Source organism: Neisseria iguanae (assembly GCF_003013245.1).
Lineage (GTDB): Bacteria > Pseudomonadota > Gammaproteobacteria > Burkholderiales > Neisseriaceae > Neisseria > Neisseria iguanae.
The window spans coordinates 1-6,467 of sequence record NZ_PXYY01000117.1 but is presented as its reverse complement, the minus strand read 5'-3'; the positions used below and the strand labels follow the sequence as shown (position 1 = coordinate 6,467).

General features: G+C 49.2%; 8 protein-coding genes and 2 pseudogenes. 2 read left to right on the top strand and 8 right to left on the bottom strand.

Features of this window, described 5'->3' with window-relative positions; all coding sequences use genetic code 11:
• Nucleotides 1–174: 174 nt before the first annotated feature.
• The 7 genes from C7N83_RS12550 to C7N83_RS12520 form a co-directional block, all read right to left on the bottom strand.
• A complete protein-coding gene (locus C7N83_RS12550; RefSeq protein ID WP_106743050.1) occupies nucleotides 175–861 on the bottom strand; it encodes a Bax inhibitor-1/YccA family protein in 687 nt (228 codons plus the stop codon).
• A gap of 19 nt (nucleotides 862–880) precedes the next feature.
• Nucleotides 881–1,147, bottom strand: coding sequence for a hypothetical protein (locus tag C7N83_RS12545; RefSeq protein ID WP_146135161.1), 267 nt, complete (start codon nucleotides 1,145–1,147; stop codon nucleotides 881–883).
• A gap of 104 nt (nucleotides 1,148–1,251) precedes the next feature.
• On the bottom strand, nucleotides 1,252–1,443 hold the full coding sequence (locus C7N83_RS15375; protein WP_106743047.1) for a hypothetical protein: 192 nt from the start codon (nucleotides 1,441–1,443) through the stop codon (nucleotides 1,252–1,254).
• A complete protein-coding gene (locus C7N83_RS12535; protein ID WP_106743045.1) occupies nucleotides 1,421–1,777 on the bottom strand; it encodes a UbiA prenyltransferase family protein in 357 nt (118 codons plus the stop codon). The genes C7N83_RS15375 and C7N83_RS12535 overlap by 23 nt, the downstream gene beginning before the upstream one ends.
• A gap of 92 nt (nucleotides 1,778–1,869) precedes the next feature.
• Nucleotides 1,870–2,145: an oxidative damage protection protein gene (locus tag C7N83_RS12530; protein ID WP_095503041.1), complete on the bottom strand. Its 276-nt coding sequence runs from the start codon at nucleotides 2,143–2,145 to the stop codon at nucleotides 1,870–1,872.
• Between the two features lie 312 nt (nucleotides 2,146–2,457).
• Nucleotides 2,458–2,712 carry a hypothetical protein gene (locus C7N83_RS12525; protein ID WP_106743043.1) on the bottom strand — a complete coding sequence of 85 codons (255 nt, stop codon included), beginning with the start codon at nucleotides 2,710–2,712 and terminating at the stop codon, nucleotides 2,458–2,460.
• A gap of 87 nt (nucleotides 2,713–2,799) precedes the next feature.
• A complete protein-coding gene (locus C7N83_RS12520) occupies nucleotides 2,800–3,087 on the bottom strand; it encodes a hypothetical protein (protein WP_106743041.1) in 288 nt (95 codons plus the stop codon).
• Between the two features lie 706 nt (nucleotides 3,088–3,793).
• Here C7N83_RS12520 and C7N83_RS12515 point away from each other — a divergent pair.
• A pseudogene (locus C7N83_RS12515) lies at nucleotides 3,794–5,545 on the top strand (ShlB/FhaC/HecB family hemolysin secretion/activation protein).
• 14 nt (nucleotides 5,546–5,559) lie between these two features.
• Here C7N83_RS12515 and C7N83_RS14955 read toward each other — a convergent pair.
• Entirely contained in the window at nucleotides 5,560–5,964 is a 405-nt protein-coding gene (locus C7N83_RS14955; protein ID WP_170064910.1) for a hypothetical protein, read from the bottom strand.
• A gap of 118 nt (nucleotides 5,965–6,082) precedes the next feature.
• Here C7N83_RS14955 and C7N83_RS12510 point away from each other — a divergent pair.
• Nucleotides 6,083–6,467 (top strand): annotated as a pseudogene (locus tag C7N83_RS12510) (IS110 family transposase); the annotation flags it as partial.

Genomic DNA, 6,467 nt, shown 5'->3' with positions numbered 1-6,467 from the left:
GTCTGTCTGATGCGTCTGCGCTTTCTGTGATGCCTCTGCTTTGAACCGTGTTTGAACCCGGGGCTTGGTAAAGGTTCAGGCCGTCTGAAACAGGTGCGCCCTGCACACCGTTTCAGACGGCCTGTTGTGTGTTTAAACGTGTTTTAAAAGCGCTGATTTCAATGGATAAACTGATTAATCGTCACCGCCAAATGACAGCAAAATATGCAGCAGGCTGCTGAAAATGTTGTACAAAGAGATGAAGATGGTCAGAGCGGCACTGATATGGCTGTCTTCACCGCCGTCAATCACTTGGCGTACTTGGAACATAATCAGCAGAGAGCTGAACAAAACGAAACCGGCAGAAATGGTCAGACTCAAAGCCGGAATCTGCATAAACAGATTGGCCACCACGGCAATCATCAAAATCACCGCGCCGACGGTCAGAAAACGGCTGAGCGAGCTCATGTTGAGATTGGTGCGGCGTGCCATCGCCGACATGGTGAAGAACACGGCGGCGGTCATGGCAGCCGTAATGCCGACGATCTGCGCGCCATTGGACATACCTAAAGCATATTGCAGCAGCGGGCTGATCAACACGCCCATGCCGAAAGTGAACGCCATCAGCAGGGTCACGCCAGTGTTACTGTAACGGTTTTTTTCAATCATGAATACCATGGCGTAGAAAAACACGAAAAAGGCAATGGTCGCCATCCAGCCGCCACCGAAGACGTTGTAGATGCTGAAGCCCATTTTGCCGCTGATGAAAGCGCCGGCTATGGCTGGGATAAAAGACAAGCCCAGCAGGCGGTAGGTTTTTTGCAACACAGTGTTTTTCTGAACTGCGCTGCCGGAAGTGTAGTCGTAAACGTCGTTTTGCATGGCGTTTGCTCCTGAAAAATTAAGTGTGTGGAAATGAACGAAACCCGATTTTAACAGTAATTGTCGGTTTTTGGGCGGAATTTATCGGCTTGGTATTCAAATAAAAACAAATGGTACCAATCCGGCCACCCACGTCAAAACCGCCATGCTCCATTGTGGCAGCAATTGGTCCAGTTTGGAAGAAGATGGTGTATTGTTCAATAAATTCAAGCGGACAAACGTTGCCGAGGGCATAAAGACTTGTAAAAACAACCAAGCCAAGCTGTGAAAATACACCGTCGGCCATGTGTTCCTTGCCTGGTCATGCTGGATGTCGCACATTATTGTTGAGGTTTAGCATCATCGTGCACATAGTCTCATGGCACTGGCCGGCAGCCACTGAAGCGGCATTCAGACGGCCTGTGTGCAGATATTTGTTGCCCAATACCACCCCGGCCAGCCGAAAAACACAAATACTGCTGCATCGCCTAAACCGATATAGCCGTAAGGTTTGCGTCCGGCGGTGTAGCTGTAAGCTGCCGCTAATTCTGCCGCACCGAGCAGCAGCCACAAAAGCCGATCAATGCCGCTGTTTTGTGCCAATGTCGGTAACGCGGTAGCAAGCAGGGCGATGCCGGGCAGGCAACAAACATATGGCGCTGATGCATAAACCTTGCCACATGGCGCGGCGGCTGATGTGGCCGGAAGCCACCATACGCGGCAGGCATTGACGTCCGTTTGAATCCGCGCCGTTTTGTGCATCGCCGTAATCGTTGGCATTGGCCAGATTGCCAAATACCTGCAAGGATACCGCCATGGTAACGGTTAAAGCGCCGTCGGTCTGTGGAATCGTTGTTGCAACGCGGCCAGCAGGCAGCTGCATGCGGTGGAAGTAGCTGCCAAGGGCAAGGTACGCAGGCGGGCCGCGTGTATCCAAACGTTGTGCGACATAGGAAAATTAAAGGAGGATAAAAAAAGGGAATGGTTAAAAGGCTGTCTGAAAGGGTTTCAGACAGCCTGTGGAGGAGATCAGGCTGGTTCTTGTGGCACGTAACCTTGTACTTGGTCGGCACCGTCGCCGAAGAAGTATTGTTCCATCTGTTGCGCCAAATATTCGCGGGCGCGCGGGTCGGCCAGACTCAGGCGGTTTTCGTTGATGAGCATGGTTTGGTGGCGTGTCCAAGCCTGCCATGCTTCTTGTGATACGTTTTCAAAAATGCGTTTGCCTAATTCGTTCGGCAGAGGCGGAAATTTCATGCCTTCGGCTTCGCGGCCGAGTTTGACGCAATGTACCATGCGGGTCATGGCGATTCCTTTAATGGGTTTCAGACGGCCTTTATTTTAACGGATTGTTGCAAATTGCGAAAGGCGGATGCCTTTGCGTCTGAATGTGGAAAATTTCAGCGGTGTGGGCATTTTTTGTTTTGCCTGAAAACCTATTTGGGAATTTTGCGCGTCGCCGAGAATGCCGAAAGGCATAGCAAAGTCGCACAGTAAACAATCGTTTCGGCAAAAACAAAAGCCGTTCCGTATAAACATGCCAACAATCCAGCCTTTTCCAACACATCAGGCCGTCTGAAACGGATTTCAGGCGGCCTTGGGCTTATGCGTTCGGCATTATTTTTCGGCTGCCAAGCGGGCGTGGGTGTCGTTGTAACGGATATCGCTTGATTGGCGTACACCTATACTTGGGGCTGTGTATTCAATGCGGTCTATTTTCTTAAAACGTTGGCCTTGCGGTTGTTCCACTTGTTGCAGGCCGACAATCGGACCTGAATCGTTGGCGTGGTCCCAATCTGGTTGCTGTGCACCTTTGGCAGCGGCCAAAGTGGCGGCGGTGGCAATCAAAGTCGTGAATAGGATGGTTTTCATGATAAATTCCTTAATAAATATTGTGTATGAGTTAAGTGTAAATGTTAAAGGTTGCTGTGTTCAACCGATGTATGTATTATAGGTTTATCAGATTGGTTGATAAATAGGTATTTTGTTGATGTAATGTTTCTTATTAGGAAAAATTGGGCGAAGACTTTGCAAAACTCCGGATTTGAGTATGGTTTGAAGCAGGTGTATCGAGGAACGTGCAGGTAGGCCGGTGTTTGAGAAACGCGGCGCGGAGAAATCTGCTAAAGACGGGAATTTTGCAAAGACGCTGGCAGTGGATAATATCCAGACAGCCTGAGGCCTTTGCAAAAACCCTATAACACCCCTAAATTCATCTTTAAAGAATTTAGGGGTGTTTTTTTCCATAAGCAGCTTCTTCTACCGACAAGCTCAAACCATGATAGCTAAGCACATTGACAGTCATTTTTTGATTAAACTCGGTCAAGTGCTTCATTGGCCACCCATTTGGGCAACACCTTCACCAGTAAAAGGCTACATCCATGACCACCCTGCTTATCCATTGCTTCCCATGTTCAAAGCCATATTGCCCGGCCAGTGGCACAGCCTCCCCGATCCCGAATCAGAGCGCTGCTTATCCACCTGTTTAGCTGCTTGCTATTTCTTTTGCGGTTTTGAGGATATAGCCTCATGCTCTGCCGTTTCCGTAATTGGCCGGTACAAGATGACACCTTAGCCCGGCTATTCGAAAGGATTAACCGCCAACCGGCTGGGAAAGGCAGAAAGCTCCGGTTGCAGTAACGTTTCAGACAGCATGAAAAAGCATTCTGCCTACATAAAAATAGCCTGTCGCAGCCCTGTTACTTATCACGGTTCAGTAGAAACGTCCCCATGCCTCCAAGCAGAAAACAGATTTAAACGGCTTCTCTGATATCAATGGCAACCTGCGAAACTGCCACTCCTGTTTTCTGCTTACCCCCTACGACAGGCTTTTTCCAATTTCCTTAATATTGGAAATAATTATTATTTTCTAATTGTAAATATACATTAACTTATAGGAAAATATCAAAACATAATTTAACTTTAAGATTTTGGCTTTTAGCGAATTTTAGCCATGAACCCCCTCATCTCTCTTCCTTTTTCAGTAGCGGCCTCTGCCCTTACCGTCATTTTTCCTGCCCATGCCGATACATCGGAAGAACATGATACCGGGCTGGTACGCGCCATCCAGCATCAGCAAAATCTGGAAAATCAACTGAAGGCAGAATCCAATGTGCGGTTAGAGCAACCTTCTGAAACCATTTCCTACACACTGGCTGAAGATGAAACGCCTTGCACCAAAGTGGCCGGAATTGAATGGGGGGCCGGCCGTCAATTTTCTTTTTTGCCGGCTGCCGTTATCCGCCAAACAGCCTTCAAACCGGGAATATGCTTGGGCGCAAGCAATCTGCACAAACTGCAAAAGGCCGCGCAGCATGTTCTGCTTGCTCGCGGATACATTACTTCGCAGGCAGTGATTGGAACCCAAGATATGGCAGACGGTATCTTGAAGCTCAGTATAATAGCAGGCAGGCTGGGGACTGTCCGCCATCAAGAAAATAGAGGTTCAAACACCGAAGCAGGAAGCATTTCAGCTTTCGCTAACAAATTTCCTTTGAGCGAGAACAAAATCCTGAATCTGCGCGACATCGAACAAGGTTTGGAGAACCTGCGCCGCTTGCCGGGCGTTGAAGCGGATATTCGGATTATGCCGTCTGAAAAAAGAGGGGAAAGTGATTTGCTTGTCAATTGGCGGCAGGACAAACCCGTACGCTTCAGCATCGGCATAGATGATGCAGGCGGCGGCACCGGCAAATATCAGGGCAATGCTGCTTTATCGTTCGACAATCCTTTGGGGTTGAGCGACTTGTTTTATGTTTCCTACGGACGCGGTTTGGCACATCAAACAGAATTTACCGATGCTGCAGGGACGGAAACGAAAAGCGGTTCGAGAAATTACAGCGTGCACTATTCGGTGCCGGCCAAAAAATGGCTGTTTTCCTTCGATCACAGCGGCTACCGTTACCATGAAGCCACGGAAGGTCATGTCGTCAATTATGATTACAACGGCAAACAATATCACAGCAGTCTTACTGCCGGGCGAATGATTTGGCGCAACGGCCGCCATAAAACCACGGACGGCATCAAATTATGGGCACGGCAGGTTTACAAATACATCGGCGATACCGAAATCGAAGTACAACGGCGCCGCACCGCCGGCTGGGCGGCAGAATTGCGCCACCGCGCCTATCTCGGCCGCTGGCAGCTTGATGGCAGATTATCCTACAAACGCGGCACCGGTATGCGGCAAAGTATATCCGCACCGGAAGAAAACGCCGGCATCGATACGGTCTTAGGGACTTCACGCATGAAAGAAGTCATTACCGCGAGATTGGACGCAGCCGCCCCGTTTATCTTAGGCAAATAGCAGTTTTCATACGAAACCTCCATCCATGCCCAATGGAACAAAACCCCCTTGGTTTCGCAAGACAAACTTTCCATCGGCTGCCGCCACACCGTTCGCGGATTTGACGGAGAACAGAGTCTTTCCGGAGAGCGCGGCTTCTACTGGCAGAATACTTTAGGCTGGCATTTCCATCCGCGCCATCAGTTCTATCTCGGTACGGACTATGGCCGTATATCGGGTGAAAGTGCCCGATATGCCTCGGGCAACCGGCTGACGGGCGCGGTAGCCGGTTTCAGAGACAGTCATAAAGTAGGCGGTATATTTTCTTATGACTTGTTTGCCGGCAAGCCTCTTCACAAACCCGAAGGCTTTCAGACGGCCAACACCGTTTACGGTTTCAACTTGAATTACAGTTTCTAACCCTCCTGCATTTTTTACCGATATTCAGACGGCCGAAGAAGGTGCGCAGGTGCTGGTAATGGGCGGGCAGAGTCTGCAAAATTTAATGTATGACGGTTATGCGGAAAAGGCGTTATCAAACCAAGGTGCAAAGGTAGGGATATGATGAGTTGCGGGTTGGCATTTATAGCAGGAATCGTTGTAGCGACAATATACGAACGTAAGGGCTGGCGTGGCCTGATTAAAATCAGATGGACATCCGCCCCTTGACGTCCCGCCCATAAAATACGCTTGGGCATGGTGGTCTGGGTGGTTTTATCTCCCAGCACGCCTGCCACGTGGCGAACGTCGCCGAAGGCAAAACCCAAAGCCCCAAGCCCCGAACGTGAAACCGGCATTTTCAGGGCTTGGCGTTTGACGAAATACCAAGCAAAACCCACGACTTCGAAAGCACGGCTAAAGCCTAACCTTGAGAGAAAGATAGAAGCGTGGGCTTTCGTACATCTCAAGTTTGAATACTATCTGGGGCAACAAGCCCGAATTCGTAAGGTAAAACCCATGTACTTAGGCATAGACGTCTCCAAACTCACAATAGATTGCTGTTTGATTTCAGACGGCCAATAACATCAAAAACAATTTGCCAACAACACGAAAGGATTCCGACAACTCACAGAATGGCTAAACGGCCACCAAGTACCTGAAACCCTCCATTGCTGTTGCAAAGCAACAGGAACCTACTATGAAGCCATAGCTGAATATCTCCACCGAAATTACACAATTACAGTAAAAAATCCCCGAAAGATAAAAGGCTACGCTATCGCCCAACTGCAACGATCCAAAACCGACAAACAAGATGCAAGGCTCATAGCCCAATACAGCCAAGACAGACAACACAAATTGAGACCGTGGAAACCACCGGCACCGGAACAAAAGCAGCTCCAAG

Coding starts and splice junctions, on each gene's coding strand:
- C7N83_RS12550 (WP_106743050.1), bottom strand. CDS start 861: ATGCAAAACGACGTTTACGACTACACTTCCGGCAGCGCAGTTCAGAAA.
- C7N83_RS12545 (WP_146135161.1), bottom strand. CDS start 1,147: ATGGCCGACGGTGTATTTTCACAGCTTGGCTTGGTTGTTTTTACAAGT.
- C7N83_RS12530 (WP_095503041.1), bottom strand. CDS start 2,145: ATGACCCGCATGGTACATTGCGTCAAACTCGGCCGCGAAGCCGAAGGC.
- C7N83_RS12525 (WP_106743043.1), bottom strand. CDS start 2,712: ATGAAAACCATCCTATTCACGACTTTGATTGCCACCGCCGCCACTTTG.
- C7N83_RS12520 (WP_106743041.1), bottom strand. CDS start 3,087: ATGGAAAAAAACACCCCTAAATTCTTTAAAGATGAATTTAGGGGTGTT.